The sequence below is a fragment of the Streptomyces sp. NPDC058671 genome, assembly GCF_042716475.1.
In the GTDB taxonomy this organism is placed as follows: domain Bacteria; phylum Actinomycetota; class Actinomycetes; order Streptomycetales; family Streptomycetaceae; genus Streptomyces.
The window spans coordinates 208,250-222,929 of record NZ_JBHXSA010000006.1 but is presented as its reverse complement, the minus strand read 5'-3'; the positions used below and the strand labels follow the sequence as shown (position 1 = coordinate 222,929).

Below are 14,680 nucleotides of genomic sequence, written 5' to 3'. Positions count from 1 at the left end.
CAACATGAAATATCGAGGCGCATGGTTGTTTCAGGTAGTTAATCTTTTGTGATCTCAACCTTTCCGGAGGCCGTGCTCATGTCCGTTCTTCCCGCGTCCAGCCGTGAGTGGCACCTCGTCGCCCGGCCGCACGGCTGGCCCGCCCCCACGGACTTCGCCCTGCGCGAGACCCCGGTCGCCGAGCCCGCCGAGGGCCGCGTCCTCGTGCGCAACCTGCACTTCTCGGTCGACCCGTACATGCGCGGCCGGATGAACGACGTGAAGTCGTACGTCCCGCCGTTCAAGCTCGACCACCCCATGGACGGTGGCGCGGTCGGCGAGGTCATCGCGTCGAACGCAGAGGGATTCGCCGTCGGCGACCACGTCCTGCATGGCCTCGGCTGGCGCGAGTACGCCGACGTGCCGGCCCAGCACGCGACCAAGGTCGACCCGGAGCTCGCCCCCCTCTCCGCCTACCTCGGCGTGCTCGGCATGACCGGCCTCACGGCGTACGCGGGCCTCTTCGACGTCGCCTCCTTCAAGGAGGGCGACGCGGTCTTCGTCTCCGGCGCCGCCGGTGCCGTCGGCAGCCAGGTCGGCCAGATGGCGCGGCTCAAGGGCGCCTCCCGGGTCATCGGCTCCGCCGGCTCCGACGAGAAGGTCAAGTGGCTCGTCGAGGAGCTCGGCTTCGACGCCGCCTTCAACTACAAGGACGGCCCGGTCAAGGACCAGCTCCGCGAGGCCGCCCCGGACGGCATCGACGTCTACTTCGACAACGTGGGCGGGGACCACCTCGAAGCCGCGATCTCCTCGCTGAAGGTGCACGGCCGCGCCACCATCTGCGGCATGATCGCGCAGTACAACGACACGGAGCCGGTGCCCGGCCCGCGCAACATGGCGATGATCATCGGCAAGCGGCTGCGGCTCCAGGGCGTCCTCGTCGGCGACCACTACGGCCTGCAGCAGCAGTTCGTCCAGGAGGTCGGCGGCTGGCTCGGATCCGGCGAGCTGAAGCACCGCGAGACCTTCGTGGAGGGCATCGAGAACGGCGTGGAGGCGTTCCTCGGTCTGCTGCGCGGCGACAACACCGGAAAGATGATCGTCTCGGTGACCCGCTAGTCTTCCCTCAGCCGTCGCGATCGTGGGCGCGAGTCGCGGCGAACCCATGAAGGAAGTACCTCGCATGTCGATCCAGCACTCCGACGTCGTCTACACCGCCGTCGCCACCGCCGAGGGCGGGCGTGACGGCCGTGTCGCCACCGACGACGGTCAGCTCGACCTCGTCGTCAACCCGCCCAAGGCCATGGGCGGCTCCGGTGCGGGGACCAACCCCGAGCAGCTCTTCGCGGCGGGCTACAGCGCCTGCTTCCAGGGCGCCCTCGGTGTCGTCGCCCGCAACGAGAAGGCCGACATCTCCGGCTCGACGGTCACCGCCGAGGTCGGTATCGGCAAGAACGACGACGGCTTCGGCATCATCGTGAAGATCTCGGCGACCCTTCCGAACGTGGACGCCGAGACGGCCAAGAGCCTGATCGAGAAGGCCCACCAGGTCTGCCCGTACTCCAAGGCGACCCGCGGCAACATCACGGTCGAGCTGACCGCCTGAGTCCGGACCCGCAGGACCGCACGAGGACCGCGTCCCACCCGGGGCGCGGTCCTCGTCGCGTACCCGTGGCACCGGCGCCGGGCGCCCGGCCCGCCCGTCAGCGTCACCGATAAAGTGGGGCCATGCGTGATCTCGGGGTGGGTTTCGGGTACCTGGTAAAGGGTCAGAAGTGGGTCGGTCGGCACGGACGGTGGTTCGGCTTCGGGCTCCTGCCCGGGCTCGTGACCCTCGTGCTCTACGCGGGCGCCCTCGTCGGCCTCGGCTACGGCGCCGACGACCTGGCCGCCTGGGCGACCCCGTTCGCCGACGACTGGTCCTCGCCGTGGCTCGGCGCCCTTCGCGGCACCCTGACCGCGCTCGTCTTCGTCTTCGGGCTCTTCCTCGCGGTCGTCACCTTCACCGCCGTCACCCTGCTCGTGGGCCAGCCGTTCTACGAGTCCCTCTCGGAGGCGGTCGACCGCAGCGAGGGCGGCGAGGTGCCCGAGTCGGGGCTGCCGCTCTGGCGGGAGCTGCTGATCTCGGCCCGTGACAGCCTGCGGGTCCTGCTGCGGGTCGCGTTCTACGGCATCCTGCTCTTCGCCTGCGGTTTCATCCCGGTGGTCGGCCAGACCGTCGTGCCCGTCGTCGGCTTCTGCGTCTCCGGCTTCTTCCTCACCCAGGAATTGACGTCCGTCGCGCTCCAGCGCCGGGGCGTCGAGTTCAAGGAGCGCCTCGCGCTGCTGCGCGGCCGCCGGACGGCCGTCCTCGGCTTCGGCGTCCCGCTGACCCTTTCCTTCCTGGTGCCCCTCGTCGCGGTCTTCCTGATGCCGGGAGCCGTCGCGGGCGCCACCCTGATGGCCCGGGACCTGCGGGGCGAGACGGCCGGCGACGACGACCGGAATGATCCCTTCCGGAAGAACGGTCACGCAGGCGGCAACCTTCCTTCCTCCGGTGGCGACCAGGGGGTGCACCACTTCCCCCACTGAAGGAAGAAACATCCATGACGTCACACAAGCGGAAGACCGGCCGCCGGCGCGCGGTCATCGGCGGACTGAGCGCCCTCGGCATCACCGGGGCGGCCGTCGTCACCACCACCCTGCTCGCCCCCGCGGGCGCCGCGAGCGCGGTGGCCGCCTGGCCGCAGGCGAAGGGCAGCAAGCCGGTCCCCGCGAGCATCGAGTTCTCCGGCACGTACGACGGCAAGCTCCAGCGCCACTACGGCACCGGTGCGCTCGGCTCCGACGGCCAGGACGAGAGCCAGAAGCCCCTCTTCGTCCTCAAGGACGGCGCCGTCCTCAAGAACGTCGTCATCGGAGCGCCGGCCGCCGACGGTGTCCACTGCCTGGGCAGCTGCACCCTTCAGAACGTCTGGTGGGAGAACGTCGGCGAGGACGCCGCCACCTTCAAGGGCACCTCGGCGTCCGCCGTGTACGCGGTCCACGGCGGCGGCGCGAAGAGCGCGTCCGACAAGGTCTTCCAGTTCAACGGCGCGGGCAAGCTGGTCGTGAACAAGTTCCAGGTCTCCGACTTCGGAAAGCTGGTCCGCTCCTGCGGCAACTGCAAGAAGCAGTACCCGCGCACGATCCTGATCAACGACGTCGACATCACCGCACCCGGCACGTCGATCGTCGGCGTCAACGCCAACTACGGCGACACCGCGAGCCTGCGGAACGTCCGCGTCCACGGCGACCCCAAGAAGAAGATCAAGCCGTGCGTCCGCTTCACCGGCAACAACACCGGCAAGGAGCCCAAGGAGATCGGCACCGGCCCCGACGGCACCACCTGCCGCTACTCGGCCGGAGACGTCTCCTACGACTGACGGTCACGACGGCCCGAACGGCCGTCGACGCGGTTGACCGAACGGGCCGCCCGGCCCTGCCGGCTCCGGGCCGGGCGGCGTGCTCAGCCGACCTCGGCGAGCGCGAAGCCCGGCCCGTCGGTCCCCGCGTCCGCGATCCGCTCCCCGCCGGGCCCCCAGGCCCCGGCCCCGCCGCAGCCGACCCCGTCCTCGTTGGGCCCCAGGACGTTGCCGAGCACCACGTACAGACCGAAGTCCCGGGCCCGCACCGGATACACCTTCTCGAACGAGTCGTTGTCGGCGGAGAGCACCGAACTCGCCAGGTAGACCGCGCAGCCGTCGGCCGCGGCCCGCTCGGCCAGTTCCGGGAAGCGGTTGTCGTAGCAGGTGGCCAGGGCGAAGCGGACGCCGTCGAGCGCGAACCGCCCGTCAACGGCGCCCGGCGCGAAGACCTCCCGCTCGATCCCGTACAGATGCCGCTTGTCGTAGCGGGTGAGGAGCGAGCCGTCCGGGCCGATCACCAGTGTGGCGAGCCCCGGGCGCGAACCGGGCGTCCGCACCGGCCCGTTGACCACGGCGACCGCCGAGACCGCGCGGCAGGCCTCCCGTACGGGTTCGAGGCGGGGGTCGTCCTCGGAGAGCACGAGCCCGGGAGCGTCCCGGATCAGGGTCGGCTCGTACCCGCTGAGGCACAGCTCGGCGAAGACGACCACCCGGGCGCCCTCGGCCCCGGCGTCCCGGACCAGACCGGCGACGGTCCGTACGTTGGCGTCGATGTCCCCGGCGACCGGGGCGAACTGGGTGGCTGCGACGATCATGGCCCCATCATCCCGTGCCCCCTGTGGTGCCGGGATCCGGGCCCCGGCCCCCGCCGCCGTACAGCAGCCGCAGGAAGTCCCGGAAGGCGGTCGGCATGTCCACCGCCGCCGGGTCCAGGAGCCACTGGTACTGGAGACCGTCCATCACGGCCGTCAGGAGCGGGGCGGCCCGCTCGGGGGTGAGGCCGCCGGGCAGCCGCTCCCCGAACTCCAGGCGCAGCACCCGCGCCATGTTCCCCCGCACCTGCGCGTACCGCTCGGTGAAGAAGGCGCGCGCCGGGTGCTCGTCCGTGACGCTCTCGCCGAGCAGCGCGGAGAAGGTCTGCACGATGCCCGGCCGCATCGCGTTGTACTCGACGAGGGACTCCAGGAGGTCGAGCCGCCAGCCCTCGGGGTCCCGGCCGCCGCTCGTGTCCCAGCGGTCGCGCTCCTCCAGGACGGCGACGAGCAGCGCCTCCTTCGTCGGGAAGTAGTGCAGGAGTCCCTGCTGCGTCAGCCCCACCCGCTCGGCGACGGAGCCGAGGGTGGCGCCCCGGTAGCCGCGCTCCGCGATCACCTCGAGGGTGGCGCGCAGGATGTCCGTGCGCCGCTCCTCGCTCCTGGCCCGCACCATCGCCGTGGCCCCCTTCCGCTTCCCCGTTTCCGACAGGACCGTACCCCGCCCTCAAGATAACGAATCAATAACCTTACCTACCGATCTACAGGTAGGCGGGTGCACGATGAGCGCATCGGGGGTCAGCAGTACGTCAACGAGGAGGTACGGCCATGACGGAGACGGGCGCGGACACGGCACGCGAAGAGGTCGTCGAGGCGGCACTCGCCGAGCTCGACCTGGACACCAGGACCCGGCTGCTCGCCGGCCAGGACATGTGGTCCCTGCCCGCCCTGCCCGAGATCGGCCTGAAGTCCCTGGTCATGTCCGACGGGCCCGTCGGCGTCCGCGGCGTCCGCTGGACCGCCGACGACCCGTCCGTCGCCCTGCCGTCCCCGACCGCGCTCGCCGCCGCCTGGGACCCCGCCCTCGCCCGCCGCGCCGGCCGCCTCCTGGCCCAGGAGGCCCGCCGCAAGGGCGTCCACGTCCTGCTCGCGCCCACCGTCAACCTGCACCGCACCCCGCTCGGCGGCCGCCACTTCGAGGCCTACAGCGAGGACCCGCTCCTCACCGGAGCCGTCGGCACCGGCTACGTCCAGGGCGTCCAGGACGGCGGCGTCGGCACCACCGTCAAGCACTTCGTCGCCAACGACGCCGAGACCGACCGCTTCACCGTCGACAACAGGATCGACCCGCGCCCACTCCGCGAGCTCTACCTCGCCCCCTTCGAGGCCATCGTCGAGAACGCGCACCCCTGGGGCATCATGACCGCCTACAACGGGGTCAACGGCGTGACCATGACCGAGCACCACCACCTGGTGAACGAGGTCCTGCGCGGCGAGTGGGGCTTCGACGGCGTCAACGTCTCCGACTGGATGGCCGCCCGCTCCACCACCGGCGACATCGAGGGCGGGCTCGACGTCGCCATGCCCGGCCCCGTCACCGTCTACGGCGAGGCCCTCGCCGCCGCCGTCCGCACCGGCGAGGTCGAGGAGTCCGCCGTCGACACGGCCGTACGCAACGTCCTGCGGCTCGCCGCCCGCGTCGGCGCCCTCGAAGGAGCCCCTCCCGTCGTCACCGAGCCCCCGGCCGTGATCGACGGCGACGCCCTCGCCCGCGAGATCGCCCGCCGCGGCTTCGTCCTCGTACGGAACGAGAACGGCACCCTGCCGCTGCGGCCCGGTACCGTCGCCCTCTCCGGCGCCGCCGCCCGTGACGCCCGCGTCCTCGGCGGCGGCTCCGCCCAGGTCTTCCCCGAGCACGTCGTCTCCCCGCTCGACGGCCTCACCGCCGCCCTGCCGGAAGGCGCTCTGACCTTCACCGTCGGCGCCGACCCCAGTGACGAACTCGCTCCCGCGGACCAGGGGTTCACCCTCCGCGCCCGCTGCCGCGACGCCGAGGGCCGACTCCTCGGCGAAGGATCCCTGCCCAACGGGCAGGTCCAGTGGATCGGCGACGACCTGCCAGCCGGCGTCACCCACGAGGCCCTCGCCTCCGTCGAGGTCGTCGGCACGTTCACCCCGCGGGAGACGGGCACGCACTCCTTCGGCACCCGGGGCCTCGGCGGCTACACCCTCACCGTCGCCGGCCGGACCGTCTTCGACGGCGTCCAGGCGATGGGCCCCGAGACCGACCCCTTCGAGGCGTTCTTCGGCTCCCCGGTCGAGCGGGCCAGGGTCGGGCTCACCGCCGGCGAGACCGTCGAGGTGTCCCTCCTCCACACCCTGGACAAGGAGTCGGCGACCCCGCTGCCGGCCGTCATGTTCTCCTTCGTCCACCTCGGTCCGCGCCGTGACCCCGACGAACTGATCGCCGAGGCCGTCGAAGCCGCCCGCGCCGCCGACACCGCCGTCGTGGTCGTCGCCACCACCGAACGCGTCGAGTCCGAGGGCTTCGACCGCACCGACCTCGCCCTCCCCGGACGCCAGGACGAACTCGTACGGGCCGTGGCCGCCGTCAACCCGAACACCGTCGTCGTCGTCAACGCCGGCTCCCCGGTCGAACTGCCCTGGCGCGAGGACGTCGCCGCGATCCTGCTCACCTGGTTCCCCGGCCAGGAGGGCGGCGCCGCCCTCGCCGACGTCCTCACCGGCGCCGAGGAGCCCGGCGGCCGCCTCCCCACCACCTGGCCCGTCACCCTCGCCGACGTCCCCGTCACCGACGTCACCCCCTTGGAGGGTGAACTCGCCTACAGCGAGGGCCTCTTCATCGGCTACCGCGCCTGGGACCGGATCCAGGAGGCCCCCGCGTACGTCTTCGGCCACGGCCTCGGCTACACCACCTGGTCGTACGACTCCCTCGTCGCGGGACCGGAGGCGGCCACCGTGCGGATCACGAACACCGGCGACCGGCCCGGCCGCGAGGTCGTCCAGATCTACCTGGCGCCGCGCACCCACGGACCCGACCGCCCCCACCGCTGGCTGGCCGGCTTCGCGAGCGTCGAGGCCGGACCCGGCGAGACCGTCGAGGCGCGGATCGCGCTGCCCCGCCGCGCCTTCCAGATCTGGGACGAGGAGAAGAACGGCTGGACCCTCGTCCCCGGCACCTACGAGGTGCGGGCCGCCCGCTCCCTCAGCGACACCCGCCTGACCGCCACCCTGGAGGTCTGACCTCCCGACGGTCCCCGGGACCGGCCCCGGGGCCGCACCTGACAGCCGCCCCGGGGCCCCTCACTCCTCCGTGACCCGCCGGTACGCCAGCTCCGCGAGCCGCGCCTGGCCGTCCTTGCTCGGATGGAACCAGTCCCAGGGGCTCAACTGCCCGCCGTCGAATCGGAAACCGAAGACCGCCCCGCCGTCGTACCGGCACCGCGCGTCCTTCGCGCAGACATCCCTCAGGACCGTGTTGTACGCGACCACCCGCTCATGGACGGTCGCCCGCCGCCGCTCAGCCGCCGGACCGAGGTCCGTCGCGTCCGCCAGCATCGAGCCGCAGATCCCCAGCTTCCACACTTCCAGCCCCTCGGGGATCATCCGCCCCGTCGACCACAGGTGCTTGAGGTCGGGCACGCTCGCCACGTACACCTGCGCCGTCGGGGCGCCCTTGCGCAACCGGGCGAGCGCCGTCTCGAAGGACAAGCGGAAGTCGGCGACCGGGGTCATGAGATCCGGGGTGGGCCGGCAGGCGTCGTTCGCGCCCATCATCACCGTCACCAGCTCGGGCTTCTCGGCCGCCGCCGCGGTCATCTGCGCCGGAAGCTCCGCCATCCGGGCGCCCGTCCGCGCCAGGTTCCAGCTGCGGGTGGCCACCTTCGCCGGGCCGAGAAGGCGCAGCGCCAGACTGTTCACGGTGGTGTCGGTGCCGGTCGCCCAGGACACCTCCGGACAGTCCGCGAGGACGTCGCAGGCGTCGAACGCCCGGGTGACGGAGTCGCCGACGGCTGCGACGGAGGAGGGGGAGACGTCCCACAGGGGTTCTCGTTCGGGTGCCGGCTTCGGCGTCGGCCGCGTCGTGGCCGCCCTGGTCGCCTCCTCGGCCGCGGGCTCGCCCGAGGTGCAGCCGGACAGTACGCCCCCGCACAGCAGAGCGGCCGTCGCGGCGGCGACGGCACCACGGAATCGGCGTCGGCCACGCATCCCCGGCCCCTCCTTCGGCGTCCTGGCGAGTGAAAGCTTGGTGTTCACCCGGCCTCGGACCGACCGTACGTCACACCGACGCCGGTGCGGCACGGTAGCTTTTCCCCCGTCGAACCAGAGGCGCCTTTGCCGACCGGCTCCGGTAAATTACATCACGTCACATGCTGTCCCCTTTTTAAGGGTTTGCGATGTTTTGATTCTGATGATGTTTACTGAGGCCGCTGGGAAAGGCGAACCTCGTCCCACACTGGAGGTCCCGGTGACGACACGTGGAGTCCTGTACGTTCACTCCGCCCCGCGCGCGCTGTGCCCGCACGTCGAATGGGCGGTCGCGGGTGTCCTCGGTGCGAGGGTCCAGCTCGACTGGGTCCGCCAGCCGGCGTCCCCCGGCACCTGGAGAGCCGAGTTCTCCTGGCAGGGCCGCACCGGCACCGCCTCCGAACTCGCCTCCGCGCTGCGCGGCTGGCAGATGCTCCGCTTCGAGGTCACCGCGGAACCCTGCCCGACCGCCGAGGGCGAGCGCTACAGCGCCACCCCCGACCTGGGCATCTTCCACGCCGTCACCGGCATGCACGGCGACATCCTGATCCCCGAGGACCGGCTGCGGGCGGCCCTCGCGCGCTCCGCGCAGGGCGAGACCCAGCTGGAGGCGGAGATCGCCAAACTCCTCGGGAAGCCCTGGGACGACGAACTGGAGCCCTTCCGGTACGCGGGCGAGGGCGCACCCGTCCGCTGGCTCCACCAGGTCGTCTGACGGGCCTTCACCGGCGCGCTGTAGATTCCGCACCGGGCGGGCAGGGGCACGCCGGGCGGGAGAGACGTGACACGTGAGGTTGCGGCGGGCGCCGCGTTCGGGGCGGGGGCGGCCTTCCTGGGGGCGGGAGTGGCCGGCGGAGCCTGGCCGACGGGCTGGGCGGCGCTGGTGTGCGCCCTCGTCCTCACGGCCCTCGGGGTCACCGTCCGCGCGGTACGGCTGGGCGGCACGGACCTGTCCGTGAGCCCGGGGGCCACGGACCCGTCCGTGAGCCCGGGGGCGGCGGACCCGGAGCCGCCGCCGACGGCGAGGGCCCCTGGCGCTCGACGCCGACGCCACCCGTACCCTCGTCGTCGAGCAGTGCGGCAAGAAGGCCCGGCTCCTCGCCCTCGACCCCCGTACCGGAACCCAGCGGTGGGTCCGGGACGTGCCCGTCGAGTCGAAGGCCTCGGCGTCGATCGTCTCCGTGTCCCCGGCCGTCGTCGCCGTCGACGAGGCGGACGCCCGGGGCACCCACGCCTTCGCACTGCGCTGACCCACCGAGAAGGCCCACCCCCGAGCCGGGGGTGGGCCTTCGTCAGATGCCGGGTGGCGTCACACCGTGCGGAACGCCAGGACCACGTTGTGGCCGCCGAAGCCGAAGCTGTTGTTGATCGCGGCGATCGTGCCCTGCGGGAGTTCGCGGGGCTCGTCGCGGACGATGTCCGCGTCGACGGCCGGGTCCAGGTCGTCGATGTTGATCGTCGGCGGGGCCAGGCGGTGGTGGAGCGCCAGGACCGTCGCGACGGTCTCGATGCCGCCCGCGCCGCCGAGGAGGTGGCCGGTCATCGACTTCGTCGCGGAGATCGCGACGTGGTCGAGGTCGTCGCCCAGGACCTTCCGCAGCGCCTTGATCTCGGCGACGTCACCCTGCGGCGTCGACGTGGCGTGCGCGTTGAGGTGGACGACCTCCGACGGCTTGAGGTCCGTCGCGTCCAGCAAGTTCTGCATCGCGGCGGCGATGCCCCGGCCGGTCGGCTCGGGCTGCGCGATGTGGTGGCTGTCGGCCGACAGGCCCTGGCCGAGGACCTCGCAGTAGATGCGCGCGCCGCGCGCCTTCGCGTGCTCCTCGGACTCCAGGATCACGACGCCCGCGCCCTCGCCGAGCACGAAGCCGTCACGGCCGGTGTCGTAGGGACGCGAGGCCTTCGTCGGCTCGTCGTTGTTCTTGGACATCGCCATCATGTTGGCGAAGGCGGCGATCGGCAGCGGGTGGATCGCGGCCTCGGTACCACCGGCGACGACCACGTCGGCGCGGCCGGTACGGATCATCTCGACGGCGTAACCGATCGCCTCGGCACCCGACGCGCACGCGGAGACCGGGGTGTGGACACCGGCTCGGGCGTTCACCTCGAGGCCCACGTTGGCGGAGGGGCTGTTCGGCATGAGCATGGGCACGGTGTGCGGGGACACGCGGCGGACGCCCTTGTCCTTCAGCACGTCGTACTGGTCGAGCAGGGTGGTGACACCGCCGATGCCGGAGGCGATGACGGAGCCGAGCCGCTCGGGAACGACCGTTGAGCCCGACGCGTCAGCGTCTGATGTCACCGTGCCGGCCGGAGCGGTGTAGCCCGCGTCGGCCCACGCCTCACGGGCCGCGATCACGGCGAACTGCGCCGAGCGGTCCAGCTTGCGGGCGAGCGGGCGGGGAAGGACGTCGCCGGGGTCGACGGCGGCCGTCGCGGCGATCTGGACGGGCAGTTCGGCGAAGCGCTCGCCCTCCAGGGGCTTGACGCCGGAGCGTCCCGCGATCAGACCTTCCCAGGTCGATGCGGAGTCGCCACCCAGCGGTGTCGTTGCGCCGATACCGGTGACGACCACGGTGCGATTGGTCGAGCTCACAGGAATTCGTTCTCCATGTGTGTGATGGTCGGAATACGGCGCCACCGCCGGGTGGCGGACCGAGTCAGCTGGGGCCGAATCAGGCCTGGTGCTTCAGGATGTAGTCGGCAGCGTCGCCGACCGTCTTGAGGTTCTTGACGTCCTCGTCCGGAATCTTGACGTCGAAGCGCTCTTCGGCGGCGACGACGACCTCGACCATGGACAGCGAGTCGACGTCCAGGTCGTCGGTGAAGGACTTGTCCAGCTGGACGTCCTCGACCGGGATGCCGGCGATCTCGTTGACGATCTCGGCGAGGCCTTCGACGATCTGGTCCTGGGTGGCGGCCATGGTGGCGCTCCTTCTTGTGATTGCTTGGGTACGGGCTTCCGGGAGAACCGGAGTGCCTAGGGGAGGGTAACGACCGTCGCGGCGAAGACGAGACCCGCCCCGAAGCCGATGAGGAGCGCCGTGTCGCCGCTCTTCGCCTGGCCGGTCGCCAGGAGTCGTTCCATCGCGAGCGGAATCGACGCCGCCGACGTGTTGCCGGTGGTCTCGACGTCGCGGGCGACCGTGACGTGCTCCGGAAGCTTCAGCGTCTTCACCATCGAGTCGATGATCCGCATGTTCGCCTGGTGCGGGATGAAGACGTCCAGGTCGTCCGCCGAGATGCCGGCGGCGTCCAGCGCCTGCTGGGCGACCTTCGCCATCTCGAAGACGGCCCAGCGGAAGACCGCCTGACCCTCCTGCGTGATGGCGGGGAACTTGATCTCGCCACGCTCGTTGAGCGGCAGCTTGGAGACGTCGCCGACGTGGAACTCGTTCCACGGGACGGTCTGCTTGATCGTCTCGGACTTGTCGCCCTCGGAGCCCCAGACGGTCGGGCCGATGTGCGGTACGTCGGAGGGGCCGACGACCACGGCGCCGGCGCCGTCACCGAACAGGAAGGCCGTCGCGCGGTCCTCCAGGTCCGTCAGGTCGCTGAGCCGCTCGACACCGATGACCAGGACGTACTCCGCGGAACCCTCGACGATCATGCCCTTGGCGAGGGTCAGGCCGTAGCCGAAGCCCGCGCAGCCGGCGGAGATGTCGAACGCGGCCGGCTTCCCGGCGCCGATCCTGTCGGCGATCTCGGTGGCGACGGCCGGAGTCTGCTTGAAGTGCGAGACCGTGGAGACGATCACGGCGCCGATCTTGTCCGGGTCGATCCCGGCGTCGGCGATGGCCTTGCCCGAGGCCTCCACCGACATGGCGGCGACGGTCTCCTCGGGCGAGGCCCAGTGCCGGGTGGCGATTCCGGAGCGCGAGCGGATCCACTCGTCGGACGAGTCGATCGTCTCGAGGATCACCTCGTTCGGCACGACCCGGGTGGGGCGGTAGCCGCCCACACCGAGGATCCGTGCGTACGGGGCGCCCTTGCTGGGCTTGATCTTCGACATGCTTCTCGACACTCCTTGTCAGACGGCCGCGTGCTCGGCGATGAGCGTACGGGCCGCGTCGAGGTCGTCAGGAGTCTTGAGAGCGACCGTGGCGACGCCCTTCAGGGCCCGCTTGGCGATGCCGGTGAGGGTGCCGCCGGGGCACACCTCGATCAGCGCGGTCGCGCCCAGCTCCTGGAAGGTCTCCATGCACAGGTCCCAGCGGACCGGGTTGGCGACCTGGCCGACCAGACGCGCCACGATCTCGGCGCCGTCGCTGACGACCCGGCCGTCCTTGTTGGAGACGTAACGGGTGGTCGGCGCGGCCGGGGACAGCTCACTCGCCGCCGCCTCCAGCTTCGCCACGGCCGGGGCCATGTGGTGGGTGTGGAAGGCGCCGGCGACCTTCAGCGCGACCACCCGGCGGACACCGTCGGGCATGTCGCCCTCCAGGGCCGCCAGCTGTTCCAGCGTGCCGGCGGCCACGATCTGGCCGGCGCCGTTCACGTTGGCCGGGGTCAGGCCCAGCTTCTCCAGGTGCGCGACGGTCACGTCGGGGTCGCCGCCGAGCAGCGCCGACATACCGGTCGGGGTGATCGCCGCGGCCTCGGCCATGGCGAGTCCGCGGGTCCGTACGAGACGCAGCGCGGCGGTGTCGTCGAGCACACCCGCGAACGCGGCGGCGGTGAACTCGCCGACGCTGTGACCGGCGACGATGCCGGGCGACCACTCGCCGAGCGCGGCGGCGGACAGCAGGCCGGCGGCGACGAGGAGGGGCTGTGCCACGGCGGTGTCACGGATCTCGTCCGCGTCCGCCTTCGTGCCGTAGTGGGCGAGGTCGAGCCCGATGGCGTCGGACCAGGCCGCGACGCGGTCGGCGGCACCGGGGAGTTCGAGCCAGGGGGTCAGGAAGCCGGGCGTCTGGGCGCCTTGGCCGGGAGCGACGAGTACGAGCACCCTCACACTCTCTCTTGGGGACGGCTCCGAGCGCCCGTGGGGACAGGGACGAAGAACCGTCGGGGTAATTGTTGGTGTTCGACAAAAGTCTAGGACTGCGGATCTCCGTCGGCCAAGCGTCCCAGGATGAGCGCGATCCGCAGGGTGAACGCGGAGCGGACATCGGAGGGTGACCAGCCGGTGACGTCGGTCACACGTCGAAGCCGGTAGCGCACGGTGTTCGGGTGGACGAAGAGCATCCGGGCCGCGCCTTCCAGGCTGCTGGCCTGCTCCAGGTAGACACTGAGAGTTTCGAGGAGCGCCGAGCCCGCTTCCTCCAGCGGTCTGTAGATCTCCTCCACCAACTGCTCGCGCGCCGAAGGGTCGGAGGCGATGGCGCGCTCCGGCAGCAGATCGTCCGCGAGGACGGGCCGGGGGGCGTCCTGCCAGGCCGTGCACGCCTTGAGGCCGGCCGCCGCCGCCTGCGCGGAGCGGGTCGCGGCGAGCAGGTCGGGGACGACGGGGCCCGCGACGACCGGGCCCGCCGCGTACGGGCCGATCAGGGCCTTCGCCACGGCCAGCGGGTTGTCGTTGCCGCCCGCGATGACGACCAGACGGTCGCCGAGCACACCGGTGAGGACCTGGAGCTTGGCGTGCCGGGCCGCCCGCCGGATCGCCTCCACCGTCAGTTCGCTGTCACCGTCGGGGGCCGTGCCGAGGATCACGCACACATGGTCGGGGGAGTTCCAGCCGAGGGCCGCCGCGCGGGAGACGGCGCCCTGGTCGGCCTCGCCGGAGAGGACCGCGTTCACCACGAGCGATTCGAGGCGCGCGTCCCAGGCGCCCCGGGCCTCGGCGGCCTGCGCGTACACCTGGGCCGTCGCGAACGCGATCTCCCGGGCGTAGACGAGAAGGGCCTCACGGAGCACCGACTCGTCGCCGGGGGCGGCGACCTCCTCGATCGCCGACTCCATGACCTCGATCGTGGTGCGGACCATCTCCACGGTCTGGCGCAGGGTGATCGCCCGGGTCAGCTCGCGGGGCGCCGTGCCGAAGACGTCCGTCGAGATCGCCTGCGGGGTCTCGGGGTGCCGGAACCACTCCGTGAACGCGGCGATACCGGCCTGGGCGACCAGACCGATCCACGACCTGTTCTCGGGCGGCATCGCCCGGTACCACGGCAACGTCTCGTCCATGCGGGCGATGGCGTTGGCGGCGAGCCGCCCGGAGGACTGTTCGAGACGCTTCAGGGTCGCGGTGTGCGGGTGAGGGACGTTCGTGGGTTCTGGCACGGGACAAGACTGCCTTATCGGGACGGCGGCGTGCGGGGTCGGGGCGTGTTCCCCTCCGGGTGCGGCACTACCGTG

General features: G+C 71.6%; 14 protein-coding genes. 6 read left to right on the top strand and 8 right to left on the bottom strand.

The window, feature by feature from the left end; translation table 11 throughout:
- Positions 1-78: 78 nt before the first annotated feature.
- From ACFWV2_RS10195 to ACFWV2_RS10180, 4 genes are all read left to right on the top strand, one after another.
- Positions 79-1,098: an NADP-dependent oxidoreductase gene (locus ACFWV2_RS10195; RefSeq protein WP_384404484.1), complete on the top strand. Its 1,020-nt coding sequence runs from the start codon at positions 79-81 to the stop codon at positions 1,096-1,098.
- A 64-nt stretch (positions 1,099-1,162) separates the two neighbouring features.
- Positions 1,163-1,585 carry an organic hydroperoxide resistance protein gene (locus ACFWV2_RS10190; protein WP_384404481.1) on the top strand — a complete coding sequence of 141 codons (423 nt, stop codon included), beginning with the start codon at positions 1,163-1,165 and terminating at the stop codon, positions 1,583-1,585.
- 122 nt (positions 1,586-1,707) lie between these two features.
- Positions 1,708-2,550 carry an EI24 domain-containing protein gene (locus tag ACFWV2_RS10185; protein ID WP_384404479.1) on the top strand — a complete coding sequence of 281 codons (843 nt, stop codon included), beginning with the start codon at positions 1,708-1,710 and terminating at the stop codon, positions 2,548-2,550.
- A 14-nt stretch (positions 2,551-2,564) separates the two neighbouring features.
- Entirely contained in the window at positions 2,565-3,383 is an 819-nt protein-coding gene (locus ACFWV2_RS10180) for a pectate lyase (protein ID WP_384404477.1), read from the top strand.
- Positions 3,384-3,466: 83 nt separating this feature from the next.
- Here ACFWV2_RS10180 and ACFWV2_RS10175 read toward each other — a convergent pair whose 3' ends face one another.
- Together ACFWV2_RS10175 and ACFWV2_RS10170 are read right to left on the bottom strand one after the other, a co-directional pair.
- A complete protein-coding gene (locus ACFWV2_RS10175) occupies positions 3,467-4,180 on the bottom strand; it encodes a carbon-nitrogen hydrolase family protein (protein ID WP_384404475.1) in 714 nt (237 codons plus the stop codon).
- A 7-nt stretch (positions 4,181-4,187) separates the two neighbouring features.
- Positions 4,188-4,793 carry a TetR/AcrR family transcriptional regulator gene (locus tag ACFWV2_RS10170; RefSeq protein WP_384404473.1) on the bottom strand — a complete coding sequence of 202 codons (606 nt, stop codon included), beginning with the start codon at positions 4,791-4,793 and terminating at the stop codon, positions 4,188-4,190.
- Between the two features lie 152 nt (positions 4,794-4,945).
- Between ACFWV2_RS10170 and ACFWV2_RS10165 the strand changes: the two genes are divergently transcribed.
- Positions 4,946-7,381, top strand: a complete 2,436-nt coding sequence (locus ACFWV2_RS10165; RefSeq protein WP_384404471.1) for a glycoside hydrolase family 3 protein — start codon at positions 4,946-4,948, stop codon at positions 7,379-7,381.
- A 60-nt stretch (positions 7,382-7,441) separates the two neighbouring features.
- Here ACFWV2_RS10165 and ACFWV2_RS10160 read toward each other — a convergent pair whose 3' ends face one another.
- Complete coding sequence (locus tag ACFWV2_RS10160; protein ID WP_384404469.1) at positions 7,442-8,347, bottom strand: SGNH/GDSL hydrolase family protein; 906 nt, start codon at positions 8,345-8,347, stop codon at positions 7,442-7,444.
- Between the two features lie 259 nt (positions 8,348-8,606).
- Between ACFWV2_RS10160 and ACFWV2_RS10155 the strand changes: the two genes are divergently transcribed.
- Positions 8,607-9,101, top strand: a complete 495-nt coding sequence (locus tag ACFWV2_RS10155) for a DUF3145 domain-containing protein (protein WP_384404467.1) — start codon at positions 8,607-8,609, stop codon at positions 9,099-9,101.
- A 594-nt stretch (positions 9,102-9,695) separates the two neighbouring features.
- Here ACFWV2_RS10155 and ACFWV2_RS10150 read toward each other — a convergent pair.
- From ACFWV2_RS10150 to fasR, 5 genes are all read right to left on the bottom strand, one after another.
- Entirely contained in the window at positions 9,696-10,982 is a 1,287-nt protein-coding gene (locus tag ACFWV2_RS10150; RefSeq protein ID WP_384404465.1) for a beta-ketoacyl-[acyl-carrier-protein] synthase family protein, read from the bottom strand.
- 79 nt (positions 10,983-11,061) lie between these two features.
- Positions 11,062-11,310 carry an acyl carrier protein gene (locus ACFWV2_RS10145; RefSeq protein WP_015033413.1) on the bottom strand — a complete coding sequence of 83 codons (249 nt, stop codon included), beginning with the start codon at positions 11,308-11,310 and terminating at the stop codon, positions 11,062-11,064.
- A gap of 56 nt (positions 11,311-11,366) precedes the next feature.
- The gene (locus ACFWV2_RS10140; RefSeq protein WP_384404463.1) at positions 11,367-12,398 is read right to left on the bottom strand and encodes a ketoacyl-ACP synthase III; all 1,032 of its coding nucleotides are present in this window, start codon (positions 12,396-12,398) and stop codon (positions 11,367-11,369) included.
- A gap of 18 nt (positions 12,399-12,416) precedes the next feature.
- Positions 12,417-13,334, bottom strand: coding sequence for an ACP S-malonyltransferase (locus ACFWV2_RS10135; RefSeq protein ID WP_384404461.1), 918 nt, complete (start codon positions 13,332-13,334; stop codon positions 12,417-12,419).
- An 89-nt stretch (positions 13,335-13,423) separates the two neighbouring features.
- Entirely contained in the window at positions 13,424-14,605 is a 1,182-nt protein-coding gene (fasR, locus tag ACFWV2_RS10130; RefSeq protein ID WP_384404459.1) for a fatty acid biosynthesis transcriptional regulator FasR, read from the bottom strand.
- Between the last annotated feature and the right edge of the window lie 75 nt (positions 14,606-14,680).

Excerpts from the sequence above, each read along its gene's own strand:
- ACFWV2_RS10175 (WP_384404475.1), bottom strand. The coding sequence starts at position 4,180 with ATGATCGTCGCAGCCACCCAGTTCGCCCCGGTCGCCGGGGACATCGAC.
- ACFWV2_RS10170 (WP_384404473.1), bottom strand. The coding sequence starts at position 4,793 with ATGGTGCGGGCCAGGAGCGAGGAGCGGCGCACGGACATCCTGCGCGCC.
- ACFWV2_RS10180 (WP_384404477.1), top strand. The coding sequence starts at position 2,565 with ATGACGTCACACAAGCGGAAGACCGGCCGCCGGCGCGCGGTCATCGGC.
- ACFWV2_RS10140 (WP_384404463.1), bottom strand. The coding sequence starts at position 12,398 with ATGTCGAAGATCAAGCCCAGCAAGGGCGCCCCGTACGCACGGATCCTC.
- ACFWV2_RS10195 (WP_384404484.1), top strand. The coding sequence starts at position 79 with ATGTCCGTTCTTCCCGCGTCCAGCCGTGAGTGGCACCTCGTCGCCCGG.
- ACFWV2_RS10165 (WP_384404471.1), top strand. The coding sequence starts at position 4,946 with ATGACGGAGACGGGCGCGGACACGGCACGCGAAGAGGTCGTCGAGGCG.
- ACFWV2_RS10145 (WP_015033413.1), bottom strand. The coding sequence starts at position 11,310 with ATGGCCGCCACCCAGGACCAGATCGTCGAAGGCCTCGCCGAGATCGTC.
- ACFWV2_RS10160 (WP_384404469.1), bottom strand. The coding sequence starts at position 8,347 with ATGCGTGGCCGACGCCGATTCCGTGGTGCCGTCGCCGCCGCGACGGCC.
- ACFWV2_RS10185 (WP_384404479.1), top strand. The coding sequence starts at position 1,708 with ATGCGTGATCTCGGGGTGGGTTTCGGGTACCTGGTAAAGGGTCAGAAG.
- ACFWV2_RS10190 (WP_384404481.1), top strand. The coding sequence starts at position 1,163 with ATGTCGATCCAGCACTCCGACGTCGTCTACACCGCCGTCGCCACCGCC.